The organism is Marinobacterium lacunae (assembly GCF_000705555.1).
Lineage (GTDB): Bacteria > Pseudomonadota > Gammaproteobacteria > Pseudomonadales > Balneatricaceae > Marinobacterium_D > Marinobacterium_D lacunae.
In genome coordinates this window covers 16,288-33,598 of record NZ_JMQN01000018.1, presented here as the reverse complement: position 1 = coordinate 33,598, position 17,311 = coordinate 16,288, and the positions used below count along the sequence as shown (strand labels likewise).

15 protein-coding genes are annotated in these 17,311 nt (G+C 57.5%); 9 read left to right on the top strand and 6 right to left on the bottom strand.

Annotated elements, in window-relative coordinates; genetic code table 11:
- The first annotated feature begins 3 nt into the window (after window positions 1–3).
- The 7 genes from ADIMK_RS06985 to ADIMK_RS06955 all read left to right on the top strand — a co-directional run bounded on the left by ADIMK_RS06985 (window position 4) and on the right by ADIMK_RS06955 (window position 7,617).
- Window positions 4–621, top strand: coding sequence for a LysE family translocator (locus tag ADIMK_RS06985; protein ID WP_036185576.1), 618 nt, complete (start codon window positions 4–6; stop codon window positions 619–621).
- Between the two features lie 165 nt (window positions 622–786).
- Window positions 787–1,821, top strand: coding sequence for an AraC-like transcriptional regulator QhpR (gene qhpR / locus ADIMK_RS06980; RefSeq protein ID WP_036185572.1), 1,035 nt, complete (start codon window positions 787–789; stop codon window positions 1,819–1,821).
- Window positions 1,822–1,949: 128 nt separating this feature from the next.
- Window positions 1,950–3,332 carry a type III glutamate--ammonia ligase gene (glnT, locus tag ADIMK_RS06975; protein ID WP_231517013.1) on the top strand — a complete coding sequence of 461 codons (1,383 nt, stop codon included), beginning with the start codon at window positions 1,950–1,952 and terminating at the stop codon, window positions 3,330–3,332.
- Window positions 3,333–3,347: 15 nt separating this feature from the next.
- Complete coding sequence (locus tag ADIMK_RS06970; RefSeq protein ID WP_051692633.1) at window positions 3,348–4,211, top strand: phytanoyl-CoA dioxygenase family protein; 864 nt, start codon at window positions 3,348–3,350, stop codon at window positions 4,209–4,211.
- Complete coding sequence (locus ADIMK_RS06965) at window positions 4,211–4,930, top strand: type 1 glutamine amidotransferase (RefSeq protein ID WP_051692632.1); 720 nt, start codon at window positions 4,211–4,213, stop codon at window positions 4,928–4,930. The genes ADIMK_RS06970 and ADIMK_RS06965 overlap by 1 nt, the downstream gene beginning before the upstream one ends.
- A gap of 316 nt (window positions 4,931–5,246) precedes the next feature.
- Entirely contained in the window at window positions 5,247–6,509 is a 1,263-nt protein-coding gene (locus ADIMK_RS06960; protein ID WP_036185567.1) for an ammonium transporter, read from the top strand.
- Between the two features lie 454 nt (window positions 6,510–6,963).
- Complete coding sequence (locus ADIMK_RS06955) at window positions 6,964–7,617, top strand: hypothetical protein (RefSeq protein ID WP_036185565.1); 654 nt, start codon at window positions 6,964–6,966, stop codon at window positions 7,615–7,617.
- Window positions 7,618–7,744: 127 nt separating this feature from the next.
- Here the strand turns inward: ADIMK_RS06955 and ADIMK_RS06950 are convergent, their stop codons facing one another.
- The 4 genes from ADIMK_RS06950 to ADIMK_RS06935 form a co-directional block, all read right to left on the bottom strand.
- A complete protein-coding gene (locus ADIMK_RS06950) occupies window positions 7,745–8,644 on the bottom strand; it encodes a DMT family transporter (protein ID WP_036185564.1) in 900 nt (299 codons plus the stop codon).
- Window positions 8,645–8,741: 97 nt separating this feature from the next.
- Window positions 8,742–10,046, bottom strand: a complete 1,305-nt coding sequence (locus ADIMK_RS06945; RefSeq protein WP_036185562.1) for a TRAP transporter large permease — start codon at window positions 10,044–10,046, stop codon at window positions 8,742–8,744.
- Window positions 10,036–10,533 carry a TRAP transporter small permease gene (locus ADIMK_RS06940; RefSeq protein ID WP_036185560.1) on the bottom strand — a complete coding sequence of 166 codons (498 nt, stop codon included), beginning with the start codon at window positions 10,531–10,533 and terminating at the stop codon, window positions 10,036–10,038. Before ADIMK_RS06940 ends, ADIMK_RS06945 begins: the two co-directional genes overlap by 11 nt.
- A gap of 91 nt (window positions 10,534–10,624) precedes the next feature.
- Complete coding sequence (locus tag ADIMK_RS06935; RefSeq protein WP_036185556.1) at window positions 10,625–11,635, bottom strand: DctP family TRAP transporter solute-binding subunit; 1,011 nt, start codon at window positions 11,633–11,635, stop codon at window positions 10,625–10,627.
- Between the two features lie 352 nt (window positions 11,636–11,987).
- Between ADIMK_RS06935 and ADIMK_RS21275 the strand changes: the two genes are divergently transcribed.
- Window positions 11,988–14,144, top strand: coding sequence for a methyl-accepting chemotaxis protein (locus ADIMK_RS21275; protein WP_051692630.1), 2,157 nt, complete (start codon window positions 11,988–11,990; stop codon window positions 14,142–14,144).
- Window positions 14,145–14,310: 166 nt separating this feature from the next.
- A complete protein-coding gene (locus ADIMK_RS06925) occupies window positions 14,311–15,333 on the top strand; it encodes a TRAP transporter substrate-binding protein (protein ID WP_036185554.1) in 1,023 nt (340 codons plus the stop codon).
- 60 nt (window positions 15,334–15,393) lie between these two features.
- On the opposite strand, the gene ADIMK_RS06920 is transcribed toward ADIMK_RS06925, so the two are convergent.
- Both ADIMK_RS06920 and ADIMK_RS06915 read right to left on the bottom strand, forming a co-directional pair.
- Window positions 15,394–16,290 (bottom strand): LysR family transcriptional regulator, encoded by an 897-nt coding sequence (locus ADIMK_RS06920; RefSeq protein WP_036185552.1) that lies wholly within the window; start codon window positions 16,288–16,290, stop codon window positions 15,394–15,396.
- Between the two features lie 171 nt (window positions 16,291–16,461).
- Window positions 16,462–17,235 (bottom strand): ABC transporter ATP-binding protein, encoded by a 774-nt coding sequence (locus tag ADIMK_RS06915; protein WP_036185549.1) that lies wholly within the window; start codon window positions 17,233–17,235, stop codon window positions 16,462–16,464.
- Window positions 17,236–17,311 lie beyond the last annotated feature (76 nt).

Here is a 17,311-nt window from a genome sequence, read left to right as displayed (position 1 = left end):
CAGATGATTTCGTTAGAGTTTTTAGTGACGTCGTTAGTGGTCGTTTTGATTCCGGGAACCGGTGTTTTGTACACGGTGGCGACGGGTTTGTTTGCTGGCAAGCGTGCTAGCCTGTTCGCAGCGTTCGGTTGTACGTTGGGCATTATTCCAGCCTTATTGGCCAGTGCACTTGGACTTGCCGCCATTTTTCATACCAGTGCCGTCGCGTTTCAGGTTGTTAAGTATGTGGGTGCGGCGTATTTGCTGTATTTGGCGTGGCAAATGTGGCGCTCATCCTCGCCGCTCTCTATTGCGGATCAGCAGTCGGATACCCGCTATTGGGGCCTTGTCGTTAAAGGGTTTCTACTGAATATCTTAAATCCAAAACTGTCGATTTTCTTTTTGGCTTTTCTGCCTCAGTTTATTCCGGAAACGACAGACAGTGTATTGGGTAATATGCTTGTGCTCGGTCTTGTTTTTATGCTGATGACGTTCGCAGTCTTCATCGTATACGGGTTCTTATCCGGCACCTTTAGTGCATTTATTATGAGGTCGGAGAAGGCGAGCGTTGCGATTCAGAAGTTTTTTGCAACAAGCTTTGCGGCGCTTGGGCTTAAGCTGGCATTGAGTGAGCGGGTATAAAGATCTCTTTGGTCGCTGGAACGTTGTAGTGCAAGCTGAATAGCGGTTGCATATTTTTGGGGCAAGAGAGAGTCATGCACGCCTATATCAGGTGGATTTACGCCTGATGGAGTCGGCGTGATACTTGCAAAATAATATTTCGTATACCTAAGAGTGACGAATATTATGACCCTCTCTCATCCGCGTTTTCGCTCCCCTCGGTCAGAATCCAGTGTACTGGCGTCGGTCACGCTGGGGCTTGAGGAGTTTATCGATCGGCAGGGGGGCGACAGCCGTCAGGTGCTGTCGCGGGCCGGTCTTCGCTCGGGGTTGTATCGCGAACCCAATCGTCATATCTCGCTAAAGAACTACTGCCACTCCATGCACGAGGCAGCTCGCTCGACCGGCAACGAGCATTTCGGTCTCTGGTTTGGTGAACAGTTCGACCCACAAGGGCTGGGGTTGTTCGGATACTTTGCTACCACCTCGCCCGATCTGCGCAGTGCCATCGCCGGAATGCAGGGCTATTTCGATGTGTTCCAGCGCAACAGCTTGCTCGGTTTCAGTATCGAAAAGGGGATCTGCCAACTGGAGTACCGGCTGCTTGATGGCGACATCGTCGATCGGCGTCAGGATGCGGAGCTGACAGTGGGCATGCTCAACAACGTACTCAGACGTGCGCTCGGCGAGCGCTGGTCACCGCTGGAGGTGCACTTTCAGCATCCGGCGCTGGTTAATTCCGAACCGCACCGTGATGCGTTTCAGTGCGATGTGCGTTTCCAGCAGGCGCGTAACCTGATTCTCTTTCCTGAAGCCTGCCTCGATAAGCCGATGCCGGATGCCAACGAGATGCTCAACAACGTGGTGCGTGGCACCATCAGCGAGCTGGTGGGTGAGCAGCCGCGCCTGCTGAGCACGGCGCAGCAGGTCAAGAGCGAACTGCTGGAGCTCTTGCCCGAGGGGGATGCCGGTATCGATCAGGTGGCCCGGCGGCTTAATCTCTCAAAGCGCACGCTGCAGCGGCAGCTGTCGGCGGAGTCCTATTCGTTCAAAGAGCTGGTGGATGAACTGCGCGAGGAGCTGGCGATCTACTATCTGGAGTATCAGCGTCTGAGTATTTCTGAGGTTGCCTTTCGTCTTGGCTACTCGGAAATTTCGGCGTTTACCCGCGCCTTCATTCGCTGGAAAAGCATGAGCCCGAGCGACTGGCGTACCCGCTAATTCTTCCCTCTATCGGGTGCCGCTAACGATTGGCACCGAATGTCAAAAGAGCGCGCTCTGCGGTCAAGGCCCTTAACCCCTGCCACTGAGACACTACCTCCATCCGAAACTCAAAAGGAGGGAAGTGGATGTCTCATCAACCCAACATGTTGTCCTCCGTCTGGAGAGCACCCCAGGAGAATGTCCTGGAGGAAGCACACATCTTTCTGGAGCGGCACGGCGTTAACTATATACTCGCCCAGTTTGTCGACCTGCATGGCGGTATCAAGAGCAAGGCGGTGCCGGTGCACTGCCTTAAGGATCTGACCGAATCCGGCGCAGGCTTTGCCGGTGGCGCCATCCTCGGCTTCGATATGCGCCCGCAAGACCCGGAGTTCATGATGGTGGCTGATCTCTCCACCCTGGCGCTGATGCCCTGGTTGCCCGGCTACGCCTGCATTCGCGGCCACGGCTTCGTCGGCGACAGTCATTATCCGTTGGACCCGCGCAATGTGCTGGCCACGCAGACCGAGCGCCTTAGCCAGCGCGGCCTGCGCCTGATGACCGGTCTGGAGCCTGAGTTCTACCTGCTCAAGCGCGATGAAAACGGCGCCGTGGTGCCGTTTGACGCTACCGACACCCTCGATAAGCCCACCTACGACTATCAGGGGCTGACCCGCAACGCGCCGTTCCTCGAAGGTTTGTACGACGCCCTTACCGCCATCGGTCTTGAGGTGTACCAGATCGATCATGAGGACGCCAACGGCCAGTTCGAGTTGAACTTCAAGTACGACGAGGCGATGAAGTCCGCCGACAACATGCAGTTCTTCAAGATGGCGGCGAAGGAGGTGGCGAACAATCTGGGCGGCATCTGCAGTTTCCTGCCCAAGCTCAGCGCCACCACCACCGGCAATGGCATGCATGTGCACTGCTCATTGGTGGATGAAAAGGGCGACAACCTGTTCCACGACGCAACCGATGCCAGCGGTATGGGGCTGTCTAAGACCGCCTACCAGTTCATCGCCGGCATCATCGAGCATGCTCCGGCGCTCTGTGCGCTGCTGTGCCCCTCTGTGAACTCCTATAAGCGTCTGATCACCGGCGCACCGGGCAGCCCCAGCTGGGCACCGGTATTCATCGCCTATGGTGACAACAACCGCTCGGCGATGGTGCGCATACCTTACGGTCGCATCGAAGTCCGTATCGGCGATAGCAGTATGAACCCCTACCTGGCGCTGGCCGCGATCATCGCGGCCGGTCTTGACGGGATCGACCGCGAACTGGAAGCGCCCCAAGCCCATTCGGTGAACTTCTATGACCTCAGTGCCAGCGAGATTGCCGAGCTTGGTGTGTCGCGCCTGCCGGAGAACCTAAGCGATGCGCTTAATGCGTTGGAACGGGACAGCCTGCTGCGCGAGGTCTTGGGCGAGCGCCTGATTGCCAGTTTCCTGAAGCTCAAGCGTCAGGAGTGGCAGGCCTACCACAGCGCCGTATCCGAATGGGAAATCAACCGTTATCTCACCTTCTACTGATTAGGCGGCATCATCATGATCAACATCACTGAAAAACAGGTCGAACAGTTCCGCAAGGATGGCTTTCTGATTGTCGATAAATTGATCGAGCCGGAAGCGGCACAGGCGATTCTCGACCGCTACGAGGGGATCTTCCAGCGTGGCGAATACGAAACCGGGATCAAGCCGGATGAGGTCAACCTGCCCAGCGGCAGCCCGCCCTACACCCACCAGATCTGCAACGCCTGGAAATCGGATCTGGCGGTGGCACGTCACATATTGTCCGAGGATTTGGGCAAGGCCTGTGCACAGCTCGGTGGCTGGAATGGTGCCCGGCTGATGATCGATAACCTGCTGTGGAAACCGGTGAACGGCCGTCCTATCGGCTTTCATCAGGACAGTATGTACTCACTCTGGATAGACAAGCCCGCATTGGTCAGCTGTTGGCTGGCGCTGGATCACACCACCGCCGAAGGGGGTACGCTGGTCTACATTCGCGGCTCTCACAAGTGGGGCGAAGCGAAGCCGATCATGCAGTTTCACGGTCCGGAGGACGATCTTAAAGAGGTGCGTGAATGGGCGGAAACCCACGGCTTCGAGCTGGAGCTGGTCCCGATCGAGGTGCCGCCGGGCGGTGGGGCGTTTCACGACGGATGGCTCTGGCATGGCTCCCGCGTTAACCGTGCCGATGTACCGCGCCGGGCACTGGCCGCGCACTTTTTCCAGTCCGATATCCAGTTCAACCCGGCACTTATGACCGTCGGCAACGGGCCGATCTACGGCCGCTATAAGAAGTTTGGCTCCAACGAGGTGGATGAAGCCTACTTCCCCATCACCTGGAGCGAGGATGGCTACCGGACACCGGGACTGGACGAGTATCTGGAAAAAGGGATCGTCTGATGGATATCGTCGCAATCATGGCCGGCGGCATGGAGGGCGATCTGGAGTCCGGCCGCATCGGCGAGGCGGTGCGGGCCAGGGGCGGAAAACTGCACTGGTTCTACCGCCGTCACGGCGATGAGCTGCCGGAATCGATCGTCGATTACGACGCCCTGATCGTGTTTGGCGGCGAGGTCAGCGTGCACGATCCGGCGCTCAAATTCTACTTTGACCAGTTGGGTGCACTGATCCGCAGCTTTCACGCGGCAGGCAAACCGATCCTCGGCTCCTGCCTTGGCTGCCAGTCGATAGCCTACGCCTTCGATGCACAGGTGCGCCCGCAAGGGTTCCTGGAGTATGGCTTTACACCGCTGAGACTGAACGAAGTCGCCGACGGCGATCCGCTCTTGGGTGGGTTGGATTCAGAACAGATGCTGTTCGAGATGCACTCCGACACCTTCGACCTGCCGGAGCAGGCCACCCTGCTGATGGAGGGCGAGGCGGTTGCCCATCAGGCGTTCAGGATCGGCGAGCGTACCTACGCCTTTCAGTGCCACTTCGAGGTAACGCCCGAGATTGTGGATATCTGGACCCGCCGTGAGCTGATCGGCAACCCGCGTCAGGATCAACAGCAGGTGGCGAGCCTCGTGGAGCAGGTCAATCGGGACTTCGAGCGCTATCAGGACAAACAGACTCAATTCGCCCGCACGCTGATGGAGCGCTGGCTCAACCTGATCTGATGCGCCGATGCGCCGATGCGACACCGGCATCCCCTGCAAGTGCCGGTGTCGGAGGTCCTGTGCGTATCCCGGTGATCTGCCCGGATTTTTTTGCGCAACATTGGGGCGGTCCGATTCTACGGCTGCACCTTTTTGGTTTAGCTCAGTGGGGTTTCGCGTAGATCCAAGCGGTGAGCGCACGAAATCAGAAGCCTTACAACGGATTGGCCCACGGATTGCTTATTCGTATCAGGAAATAAATATTCCCCTAAATAGTTGGCGTTTGAACGTCACCTGGGGGCCATCCTGAGATGAGACAGTTTTGGAGATCCTGCTTATGGAAACAATGGTGCTGGAGTTAGGGTACGCACTTGATACCTTCTACTTCCTGATGTGCACAGCGCTGGTGATGTGGATGGCGGCCGGGTTCGCCATGCTCGAATCGGGGCTGGTACGGGCTAAAAATACGGTCGAGATCCTGAACAAGAACGCGCTGCTGTACGGCATCGCCTGTATTGTCTACCTCGTCGTGGGTTACAACATCATGTATCCGGGCAACCCGATCAACTCGGTGGTGCCGGGAATCGACTTCCTGCTCGGTGGCGACAATAGCGTTGCCGACGTGACCTCCGGTGCGGATGATGCACCTTACTACTCCAGCATGGCCGACTTCATCTTTCAGGCGGTATTTGCCGCGGCGACCATGTCGATTGTCTCCGGTGCGGTGGCCGAGCGGATGAAACTCTGGCCCTTCCTGGTGTTCGCCGTGGTGATGGTCGCCGTGATCTACCCGGTTGAAGGCTACTGGAAGTGGGGCGGCGGTTTCCTCGACCAGCTCGGTTTCCAGGACTTCGCCGGTTCCGTGGTTGTGCACATGGCCGGTGCTGCTGCCGCGCTCGCAGCCGTCATTCTGGTCGGCCCGCGTAAAGGGCGCTACGGGGCCAACGGAGAGGTCCGCGCCATCCCCGGTGCCAACCTGCCACTGGCGACACTGGGTATGTTTATCCTGTGGATGGGTTGGTTCGGCTTCAACGGCGGCTCGGAGTTGAAAATCTCCAACGTAGAGGAAGCCAACGCGGTGGCCAAGATCTTCGTCAACACCAACGCGGCCGCAGCTGCGGGTATGGTGGTGGCGGCGCTGATCGCTCGCGTACTGTTCGGCAAGACCGACCTGACCATGACCATAAACGGTGCGCTGGCCGGTCTCGTGGCGATCACCGCCGAGCCGCTACAGCCCTCTGCCGGCGTGGCCAGCCTCATCGGCGCTGTCGGTGGCGCCGTGGTGGTGCTCTCTGTACTGCTGATGGACAAACTCAAACTCGACGATCCGGTCGGTGCGGTCTCGGTACACGGCGCTGCCGGTATCTGGGGTATCTTCGCGGTGCTGATCTCCAACCCTGACGCCACTTTCACCGGCCAGCTGATCGGCACGGTTGCAACCTTCGCGTGGATGTTCATCACCAGCTTTATCGTACTACTGGTTATCAAGGCGGTGATGGGGCTGCGTGTCAGCGATGAAGAGGAGGCCGAAGGTATGGACCTCCACGAATGCGGTATGCACGCCTATCCGGAGTTTGGACCGGACCACGTCAACCGCTGATCAACCTGTTTGTTTCACCCTCCATCAAAGGCCCTTCGGGGCCTTTTCTTCGTGATACATACACGCTTGTGCCCAAGGTAAAAACGCAGCAAACTGTCTCTAGCGTCATACAGGCAGTAGACGCATAGCTACGCACACAAGATCCAGAGGGACGGTAGATGGATACTTGCTTGTCTAACCCGCCATTGGCGGTTGCTCACAACCTTTCTGGCAGTGCCTCCACCCGTGAGCCTTCATCTCTGTGTTCAGTATTCGCTATACCTTTCTCAGGTCAGGTAACGAGAAGGTATACCTTTTTAGATTGCTCAAAGAGTTTTGTGATCCAAAAACGCTTTAAATATCAATCGATTATAATGCTTGAGAATGCCACAAAGATAATTAAAAGGTATTCTCGTTAATGATTATTATGAGGTAGAAGACCTCGTAAATGGGCTGTTAGCTGAAGGGAGTTCACGTGAGAGAGTTAAGAGGAACTGAGGTAGTTGCCGAAGACTTGAGACGGCTATATCACGATTTAAATGGGTCAAGGCGGTATCCGGTCAAGTTTCGCTACGCTTTCGAACAGTACATTTACAAAAGCCAACAGCTTACAGAGACTATGAGAAAGGAATTTAAGTTTTTAACTGGAGATAGCTGGGCTGCTAATAAATATCCCGGTTGGAATGCGTACACAGAAATATTAAAAGCTTTACGGAATGCTACTTATCATGGCTACCCTTTAGCTCTGCACGGATGCGCTTTAGCTATATACGAAGGGGAAGAATTTGCTACAGATTTGAAGCCATTAGATGAGTTGGATTTGGTCAGAGGTTATAGGGTGATGGCATCTACCTTTCTTATTGAGATGCCTTTTGATGAGGAAGTGGTCCCGATGAGTGCGGGTTATCCACTTAAGTATCCTCTAGGTGCGAAAACTCATTCATATCCTATAAAGGAATTCGTAAGTTACGAGCTTACATGGTGCCTTCTGGAGGCCGGAGTGCGAAGCGCAACTAAAAAAGCAGGAACTGTAGATTCAGTCAAAATTGTGTTGCATAGCTACCCAGCTTTAAAAGGTTATATTGAGTATTATGAAAGAACGTTGGATGAATTTGGTATACAGAGCTAACAAGTGACTGTGGTGTCCAGTCATAATATTTAGGCTGTTTTTTCACACCAGCACTCCCCTTTTTCAGAGGTGTATAGATCATCAGCAGACTGACGGAGATGCCAGGATATTCAGCTTGATGGGGTGCTCAGCGGCTTTTAAGCGACTTCTTCCAGCTGTTTATAAAAGCGCCTGCAATGATGAAAACGCCTCCAGCCAGCGTCCAGCCGGTGGGGATTTCATCAAAAAACATCATGCCCAGTAACGCGGCAAACACCACCTGAATATACCCATAAGCGCTGACTTTACCGGCGTTTTCAACCGACATCGCTTTTGTCAGGGCGATCTGCGCAATTTGCACAAGTACGCCGATGGCCACTAACAGCGTGAGCTGGTAAAGGGTGGGGACAACAAAACTCTGCTGCGCGATCAGCAACACCGCTGAGATAGGCGCGGCGACCATCGGGAAATAGATCACGATGACCGATGGATCCTCTGTCTGGGCCAGTTTCCTGACCACCACATAGGCGCAGGCGCTGGTAAAGGCGCCTGTTAATGCCGCCGCAATCGCTAACCAGCTGATATCGGTGGTGCTGTGCGCCGACCACTGTGGGGCGGTTACCAGAGAAAGTCCGATAAAGCTCAGCACAATGCACAGAACGGTGCCCAGATTGATGCGCTCTTTCAGGAAAAACAGCGCAAGCACGGCGGTGAATGTGGGGTGGATGTACTGCAGCAGAATAGCCTGGGCAATCGGCAGTGTGGTGACCGAATAGAACACTGCAATAAGGGCGATGGTGCCGAATACGCCTCTTAGCATCAGGAGGGGGCGGTTCTGCCCCAACATCGGTATGCGCTTGCGGCGAATATCGATAAACGAGAGCACCAGCGAAATCAGGGCGCGAACCGCGACAATCTCCAGTACCGGCAGCCCACTCGCGCCTGCTGCCTTGACGCAAGCCCCCATCAACGCGAAACCCAGTGAGGATACCAGCATGTAGCGCGCGCTTAAGGGAAGGTCAAACAGGCGAAGTAGAGAGGGCTGCATCAAGTGGCTTCCATGTCATGTGACGGGCGTCGAGGCGCGCGGTGGTGAAGGGCCCGATGCTATCGAGCATCGGGCAACCCTGTTGCAGTTGGCAGGCCTACCAGGGCCCCACCACATACCCGAGTTTTTCTGGCAGCCATAGGGCAAAGCCGGGGACAAGCATCACCAGCAGCAGGCTAACAGCCATGCTGAGCACGAAGATCATCGTCCAGCCCAGCGTCTGCTCCAGCCGTATATTGGCGATGCGGGTGGTCACCATCAGGTTCACCGCGACAGGCGGGGTGAACTGGCCGATGGCGATGTTCATCGCCAGCAGGATGCCAAACCAGATCGGGTTCCAGCCGAAGTGTTGCATCAGCGGCAGCACGATGGGGATCAGGATCAGGTAGATTGAGATCGCATCCAGCAGCATGCCTGCCAGCAAAACCAGCAGCATCACCAGCCCCAGCAGCACCCAGCCATTTTCCGAGAGCGAGAGCATCGCTTCGGCCAGATGGCGGAAGGTGCCAAGCGTAGTGCCTGCCCAGGCGAAGATTCCTGCCAGCGCGATAATAAACATCACGATGCCTGAGGTAATCGCCGCTTCGCCCATCAGGTTCCACAGGTCTTTAAGGCTCAGCTTGCGGTAGATCACCGTGCCGACAATTACGCCGTAGGCTACGGCCACTACCGCCGCTTCGGTGGGCGTAAACAGGCCCGAGCGCAAGCCGCCAAGTATCAAGACAGGGGCAAACAGTGCAGGCAGTGCCTGACGGAAGCTCTCGCCCAGTGCCGGGCGCTCGGTGGTTTCGGGGTTCTCCCAGCCGTAGCGACGGGCCAGTAGCCATGCCGGCAGCAGCAGCGACAGGCCCGCCAGAATGCCGGGGAAGATACCGGCGGCAAACAGCGCGCGCAGGTCGACACCGGGCACCACAATCGAGTACAGAATCAACGCAATCGACGGCGGTATGAGTATTGCCGTGGAGGAGGACGCCGCAATCAGCGCAGTCGAGAACGGCTGTGGATAACCGGCGCGCTTCATGCTCGGCAGCATCACCATGGCAACGGCGGCGGCATCGGCAGGGCCCGAGCCGCTCATGCCGCCCATAATCAGGCAGACCAGCACCACTACCACGGCCAGTCCGCCGTGGCGCGGCCCGATCAGAGCCTGGGCAAAGCGCACAAGGCTTGCGGCTACGCCTGCGTACTCAAAGATGAGGCCGGTAAGGATAAACAGCGGTATGGCGATCAGCGGATACTTGGCCACGCTGTTGTAGGTGTTGGTGCCAAGCGTTGCCAGCATATCCGGCGAGAGCCCGGCGAGTATGCCGATCATGCCGCCGACACCGAGCGATATCGCCACGGGGATACCGAGGAACAGGGCCAGCAGGAAGCCGCCGACCATCAGAATATCAGGCGTCATGCTGCTCTCCCTCTGCGCGGTCGCGCCCCGTGAGGCGGTCGATCAGGTTTTGCGTCATGCGCACAAGAATCGCCGCCGATAGCAGAGGCAACCAGGCCACGTAGATCCAGTTGGGCAGTCCAAGCCCGGGTGAGAGTGACTCCCACTCGTACTCCTCCATGGCAAAGGTGTAGCCATACCAGCAGGCGGCACCGAGTACCGCCACACCGGCGGCCCATTGCAGGATGTACAGCACCGGCAAGAAACGCGCCGGTAGCATGTGTTCGATCAGTTCAATGCGGATGTGCTGGTTATCGCGGGCGGCAGCGGCGGCGCCTGCGAAGGTGACGATCACCAGCAGAAATACGGAAAACTCCTCGGTAAAGGCGAAAGATGCATCGGTGGCATAGCGCACCACCACGTTGCCGAGGCTGATAAGGCAGATAACGGTTAACGCCAGCGCGGCCAGTGTGCGTTCCGGCCGTGCCTTGGGCGGTCTGGATGACATGAAAACTCCAGAAAGGAAAAGGCCCGCCACGCATGGCGGGCGGGCTGGGCTTGGGTTCGGGTGTTGCTTTCGTTGTTGCTTTCGTTGTTGCTTAGTTGTTGCGGTTAGCCACGGCGTCCTGCGCCTGTTTGACCAGATCGGCACCGATCTTCGGTGTCCAGGTGTCGTAGACAGACTGGGTCGCTTCAACGAAGGCCGCGTGCTGCTCCGGTGTCAGGTCGGTCACTTCAACACCGCGCTCGCGGATGGTGGCCAAGGTGGCGTCCAGCTCAGAGCGGGATTTCTCGATCTCCCATTTGCCGGCGTCGATGGCGGCCTGCTTCAGCAGGGCCTGATCTTCCGGTGAGAAGGTGCGCCATACACGGGTACTCACGGCGAAGACCAGAGGGTCAGCCATGTAGTGCCAGCGGGTCAGGTATTTCTGGCCAACCTGATCGATGCGCGCCACGTCGAACACGGACAGCGGGTTTTCCTGGCCATCAACGGCACCAGTGGTCAGGGCAGGCTTGGCATCGGTCCAGCTCATCTGGGTGGGGTTGGCGCCCAGAGTCGAGAAGGTGTCCTGGAACAGCGGAGAGCCGACAACGCGGATCTTCAGGCCCTGCAGGTCAGAGGGCTGGCTGATCGCCAGCTTGGAGTTGGACAGTTCACGGAAACCGTTCTCGCCCCAGGCCAGCGGCGTGACGCCCTTTTTCTCGATGGCATCGAATACCGCCTTGCCTGCATCACCCTGAGTGATCGCATCGATCGCCTTGTGGTCCGGCATCAGGAAGGGCAGGGAGAACAGGTTTAGTTCTACCACCTGCGGTGACCAGTTGATGGTGGAGCCCACAGCCATGTCGATCAGGCCAGAGCGCATGGCGGAAAACTCTTTGGTCTGGTCACCGGAGACCAGCTGAGCGCTGCTGTAAATCTTCATGTTGATGCGCCCTTCGGAGCGCTCTTTCACCAGCTCGACCCATTTGTCGGCAGCCTGTCCCCAGGGAAACGCAGAGGGCAGAACGGTGGATACGGTGTATTCGGCCTTGTAGTCGGCCTGTGCGAGGGGACTGAGCATCATGCAGGTGGCCGCAGCGGCCAGCAGGGAGCGTCGTGTGATCATCGGAACGTCCTTAATTCGATCTTGTCGTCGTGTGACCCAAAATGGAACAGAGGGTCTTGCTTTGTAGCAGGGGACAACAATATGCCGTACAGGCGGTGGCGGGTAAAGCGCAGGGCGTGGTTTTAGTGCCTCTCAGGCGCGTTGTGCGCCATTTTCGAGCTCGCTTCGTGAAAAAAGGCCGGAGAGGGAAAAGACGAGATCCGATGATTTCTTGATATACCTCCAGAGTTGTATGGAAATAGATTGCCTTTCTATGCTTTTTTGAAAAATATTCTCATGTCAGTGCGCTGGCCCAAAAAATGCTTTTGTTTACTACTATTATTCCAATGCACTAGCCGGAACAGAAGTTGTGATGAAATTGAATATTACGATCAGGCAGTCACTCATCGCGGGTTTGGTTATCAATTTACTCTCGCTGGTGTTGTTCGGGGCGATCGCGTTTCAGGCGATCGGCACGTTGGGCGAGAATCAGCGGCAACTCAGCCTGAGCGCTCTGTTTGAAACCCAGGGGCGCAACATAAGCCAGGCGGTGGCCGACATGCTGGCGCGCAACAGCCGTGTGCTCTCTGCCGTGTCTGCACAGGAGCTTGAAAGTATCAGTGAGCAATCCGACACGTCGTTGTTTGAGCAGTCGCTGGAGCAGGATCGGGCAATCATTGCCCAGCTGGATCTGTCGGACGATCAGCAGCAGGCACTCAGTAGCGATCTCGATCATCTTGAGCAGCGTTTCGATCGTTATAAGTCGCTGGGCGCCACGCTCCACCAGCAGTCGATGACCATCCTGAAACTGGAGGAGGAGATGCCCCGGTTGATTCGTGAGATCGACGCACAGACCGACGCCAGCGTCGAGCAGATCGAGGCACTCTCGACAGATCTTGGGCATCTGGTAACGCGCCAGAGCCGCCAGTTCGAGCGCGAGGTAAGGGGGCTTAAAGACAGCAGTCGAGAAGCACTTGATAACCTGCGTACCGGTTTTCGTGAAATCGTATTCGGTAACGAGCCCAAGGCACTGACGCTCAGCGAGCGGATTCGCCTCGATATGGTGAAGCTGACGGCACTGTCGCGCCGCATCATGATGGCCAACACGGTTGAAGAGCTCGAAGCGCTGCAAACCGAGCACCTCGGTCCGCTTTCGGAGTACCTGGCGGATAACCTCGCGCGTCTTGAAGGCTTGCTGTACGCCAACGAGTCGATGCAGAAGAAAGCCACGGCGCTGTTTGCGCAGTACGAAACCACGATCGGCACCCTGTTTGGTCAGGACAATGCACTGTTCGAAACCAAGCGGCGTCAGTTAAACGGCGAGGCGGCGCTTGTGGATATCGAGTCCGACCTGACCTCGGCAATGGGCGCGGTGCTTGAACAGCTTGATCTGCTTTCCGGTAAAGCGCAGGCGATCCGGGTACAGGTGGATGACTCATCGGAAGCGGTCGCCTCCGGTGCGCGCAGCATGCTGCTGATCAGTGGTGTGGTCATTGCGGTGCTGATGCTGGCAGTGGGTATGCTGCTGTTGGCACGGATTATTGCGCCGCTTAACTTTATCTCCCACCGCATGGATGAGATCGCCAACGGCGACGGCGACCTGACCGCGCGGATTCAGATGAACCGCCGTGACGAGATCGGCATGCTGGCCACGAATTTCAACGCCTTTGTCGAGCTGATCCAGCAACTGGTGCACCGCACCTCCAACGCGAGCGAGCATGTCGCCAGCGCCACCCGGCAGAGCGTGATGATGACCGAGCGCATGACCGAGGGCGTGTATCAGCAGAAGAGCGAGATCGACACCGTGGTGGCCGCTGTGCACCAGATGGCCCAGAGCCTTGAAGAGGTGGCGCGCAACGTGGCCTCCACCTCGGACTCCGCCACTGTGGTGGACGGTCTGGCGCAGCAGGGGCGGCATGAAGTGGACGCGGTAATCGCCAGTATTCATGCGGTGGCCCGTTATGTGGAACATGGCACTGAAGTGGTTGGGCGTCTGAATGAGGATAGCCAGTCAATCGGCAAGGTGCTTGAGGTGATCCGCCAGATATCCGAGCAGACCAACCTGCTGGCGCTGAATGCAGCAATCGAGGCAGCACGGGCCGGTGAGGCCGGGCGCGGATTTGCGGTGGTGGCCGATGAGGTGCGAAGTCTGGCGCAACAAACCCACGAGTCCACCGCCAGCATCCAGAGCATTATCGAGAAGCTGCAAAGTAACGCAGCAGCGGCCAATGGCGCGATCGAGCAGGGTTATGAAGAGACGCAGCTGGCGGTGCAGCAGGCTGATACTGCCGGCAAGGCTCTGTTACAGGTGGTGGACTCCGTCGCCAATATCCGCCTGATGGCCGAGCAGGTCTCCGCCGCCACCGAGGAGCAGTCGGCGGTGGCCAATAACATCAACGAGCACATGGCATCGATCAGCAGCCTTTCGGATAACGCCTCCCGTCAGGTGGGCGAGATGCGTCAGGAGTCGGCTCAGTTGCAGACGCAGGCCGATGAATTGGGCTCGGTGGTCAGCGCCTTCAAGATATGATCGGACGGCGCTGATCGTTTCCTTTTTAGAACGATTCGTTTATCCATGTTCGATTGTTGAATGTTGGGTGTCTCAACATAATCCGGTGTGTTCGCGCCGTGCGGGTGACAGCCCCTGTCTTTGCCCGCCTGCGCCAAAGATTAATAAGAGCACTGGAGATCGCTACATGTCTAATGCCTTCAAAAAGGCCGCGCTTGGCGCAGCACTCGCGCTGTCGGTGGCCGCTCAGGCCCAGGCGGCCGATGTCACCCTGCGTATGTCGCACTTCTTCCCGTCGGTATCGGCACAGCATAAGGAGATCTTTCAGGCCTGGGCCGATCAGGTGAAAGAGGCCTCTCAGGGGCGCATCGACGTGCAGATCTACCCCGGTGCTACGTTGTCGAAGCCGCCGGCCCAGTACGATGCCGTGGTGAACGGCATCGCCGATATGACCGCGACCATTCAGGCCTACACCGCCAACCGCTTTCCGCTGACCCAGCTGGTCGAGCTGCCGGGCGTGGTCAAGAGCGCCGAGCAGGGCTCCTGTGTTGTGCAGAGCCTCTATGAAGAGGGCCTGCTCGATAGCGAGTACAAGGATACCCATCCGCTGTTTATGTTTACGCACGGTCAGGGCCACTTCCACATGAAAGAGAAGACGATCAACGAACCGTCTGATCTGGCTAACCTGCGTATCCGTCGCCCCAGCGCCGTGGTGGCAAAGCTGCTGGAGGGGCTGAATGCCGCGCCGGTGGGTATGCCGGCACCGGATTCCTACCAGTCGCTGCAGCGTGGCGTGATCGACGGCGTGACTCTGCCTTGGGAGGGCGCAAAGGTGTTCCGCCTCAACGAGCTGACCACCACCCACACCGAGGTGGGCGGTCTGTACAGTCTGGCGTTCACCATGACCATGAACAAACGTGTCTATGACGGCCTGCCGGATGACCTGAAAAAGGTGATCGACGATGCTTCGGGCATGACATGGTCGAAGAAGGCCGGTGAGGTGTTCGATGCGTTGGATAAAGCTGGGCGCGAAGATGCACTGGCGGCCGGGCAGACCATCGTGACCATCGAGGGCGGTGCTCAGAACCCGGCGTGGAAGCCGGTGCTGGATGAAGCCACCGAAAGTTATATTCAGGAGCTGGAAGACAAGGGCCTGCCTGCACGCAAGGTGTATGCCCGCACGCTGGAACTTTCCGATCAGTGCCAGTAAGCCATTACTGACATACCTCCACAGCCGCCCATCCGTGAGGATGAGGCGGCTGTGTCGTTTCTAGAGCTGCTCACAGATATCGCTCAGGAAATCCAGAAACGCCCGGGTCTTGCTCGGTAGCAGGCGTCTGCCCGGGTAGATCGCCGAGAGCTTGGCGGTAATGGTTTCGATGCTGATGTGCTGGAATACCTCGACCAGGGAACCGTCGGCCAGATTACGCTTGCAGTACTGTCCCGGCAGCATCGTTACACCACAGCCGTTGATAACCGCCTCGCGTACCGAGAGCGGGTCGTTTACATGCATCACGCCCTTGCTCAGATCCAGCGATGCCTTGCTGCCCTCTAGCTTTATCTGGAAGTGGGGGATGCCATAGCGCTGCTCGCAGATATGCACATGACTGAGCAGCGCCTCGGCACTGTGGCCCAGATCATGGCGGGCGGCGTACTCGGGACTGGTCACCCAGAGCAGACGGCTCTCGTAGAGTGTCTTGGCCACCAGCTCCGAGTCGTTCAGGGCGCCGACCACCACCGCCAGATCGATCTGGTTACGGATGATATCCACCGGACGGCTGGTGATGATGATCTCCACATCCACCTCGGGATAGAGCGTATGAAAGTGCCCCAGATGTGGGGCGACGATCTCGCGCGCAAACGCCATCGGCAGCGCCACCACCAGCTTGCCGCGCGGCTCGCTGGTCATGCCGGCCATGACAGCATCGGTTTCCCTGACCTGCTCCATGATCAGAGAGGCGTGACGGTAAAACACTTCGCCCTCGCTGGTGATACGCAGGTTGCGCGAGTTGCGCTCGATAAGGCGCACGCCCAGCGCCTCTTCAAGACGGCTAAGCGCCTTGCTGACGGTGGACTTGGAGGTGCCCAGCACCTGCGCGGCGGCGGAGACGCCCTTGTGGTCGATGATCGCAAGATAGATCGGCACATCATCTATGTTCCAGCGCATCGGCACCTCTTTGTTTGTTCTGAAATCGAAACGATAAGTCTGTTGAGAATTTATTGTTCGTTTTTTATGGCATCAAAACAATGCTTCTTCTCATCACTTTCGATCGATGACTTCGCCTGACCCCGAGGATCTGAACGTGGCGATCGGGCCAACGCGCTCGACAAGAGCTGATCAGCGGTGCCAGCAGCGATACCAGCCGTCCTGCGTGCTGATGCTTAGGTCGGTCTGGTACAGGTTGGAAAGGTTTTGAGTGGTCAGAATCTCTGCCTTGGGGCCGTCGGCCACCACCTGACCTGACTTGATCAGCACCACCCGTTCGATCTCGGGGATGATCTCGTCCACATGGTGAGTGGCGATCATCATCGAGCGCCCCTTGCCGCAGAAACTGCGCAGCAGTGTCAGCATCTTAAGGCTTGCACCCATGTCCAGTCCGTTGGAGGGTTCATCGAGAATCAGCGCCTCGGGTTCGTGTACCAGTGCACGGGCCAGCAGCAGGCGGCGCTTCTGGCCGGTGGAGAGACGCTGGAACATGGTGGTGCTGTATTCGGTCATGCCCAGGCGCTCCATCAATGCCTGTGCCTTTGCCGTTTGCTCTGTGCTGGCCTGCAGATGGTCGTGGCGACCGACAGCGCCGAAAAAGCCCGACAGGATCACATCCAGCGCCGTGGTGTAGGGGGTGTAGTCTTCCTGCAGATCGTGGGAGACAAATCCAATGCGGCTGCGCAGATCCCAGAGGTTGACCCGCTCGTTTCCGTAAAGACGCACATAGCTGCCCTCGCGTTCCACCGGGTACAGCTCACGGCTGATCAGTTTCAGCAGGGTGCTCTTGCCCGCGCCGTTTGGGCCGAGAATGGCCACATGCTCGCCCTGTTCGACCTTGAGGGAGAAGCGCTCGAAAACCTTGGTCTGCTGTTGGAAAACACTGACCTCATGAATATCGATCATCGAAAAGTACCTGTCCGTGTAACGACTGCAAATGGCCGTTCAGCATCACATAGATCGAAGGATTCGACCAGAGCGT

Bases quoted from the DNA above. Each gene is read 5' to 3' on its own strand.
- ADIMK_RS06985 (WP_036185576.1), top strand. From the start codon at position 4: ATGATTTCGTTAGAGTTTTTAGTGACGTCGTTAGTGGTCGTTTTGATT.
- qhpR (WP_036185572.1), top strand. From the start codon at position 787: ATGACCCTCTCTCATCCGCGTTTTCGCTCCCCTCGGTCAGAATCCAGT.
- glnT (WP_231517013.1), top strand. From the start codon at position 1,950: ATGTCTCATCAACCCAACATGTTGTCCTCCGTCTGGAGAGCACCCCAG.
- ADIMK_RS06970 (WP_051692633.1), top strand. From the start codon at position 3,348: ATGATCAACATCACTGAAAAACAGGTCGAACAGTTCCGCAAGGATGGC.
- ADIMK_RS06965 (WP_051692632.1), top strand. From the start codon at position 4,211: ATGGATATCGTCGCAATCATGGCCGGCGGCATGGAGGGCGATCTGGAG.
- ADIMK_RS06960 (WP_036185567.1), top strand. From the start codon at position 5,247: ATGGAAACAATGGTGCTGGAGTTAGGGTACGCACTTGATACCTTCTAC.
- ADIMK_RS06950 (WP_036185564.1), bottom strand. From the start codon at position 8,644: ATGCAGCCCTCTCTACTTCGCCTGTTTGACCTTCCCTTAAGCGCGCGC.
- ADIMK_RS06945 (WP_036185562.1), bottom strand. From the start codon at position 10,046: ATGACGCCTGATATTCTGATGGTCGGCGGCTTCCTGCTGGCCCTGTTC.
- ADIMK_RS06940 (WP_036185560.1), bottom strand. From the start codon at position 10,533: ATGTCATCCAGACCGCCCAAGGCACGGCCGGAACGCACACTGGCCGCG.
- ADIMK_RS06935 (WP_036185556.1), bottom strand. From the start codon at position 11,635: ATGATCACACGACGCTCCCTGCTGGCCGCTGCGGCCACCTGCATGATG.
- ADIMK_RS21275 (WP_051692630.1), top strand. From the start codon at position 11,988: ATGAAATTGAATATTACGATCAGGCAGTCACTCATCGCGGGTTTGGTT.
- ADIMK_RS06925 (WP_036185554.1), top strand. From the start codon at position 14,311: ATGTCTAATGCCTTCAAAAAGGCCGCGCTTGGCGCAGCACTCGCGCTG.
- ADIMK_RS06920 (WP_036185552.1), bottom strand. From the start codon at position 16,290: ATGCGCTGGAACATAGATGATGTGCCGATCTATCTTGCGATCATCGAC.
- ADIMK_RS06915 (WP_036185549.1), bottom strand. From the start codon at position 17,235: ATGATCGATATTCATGAGGTCAGTGTTTTCCAACAGCAGACCAAGGTT.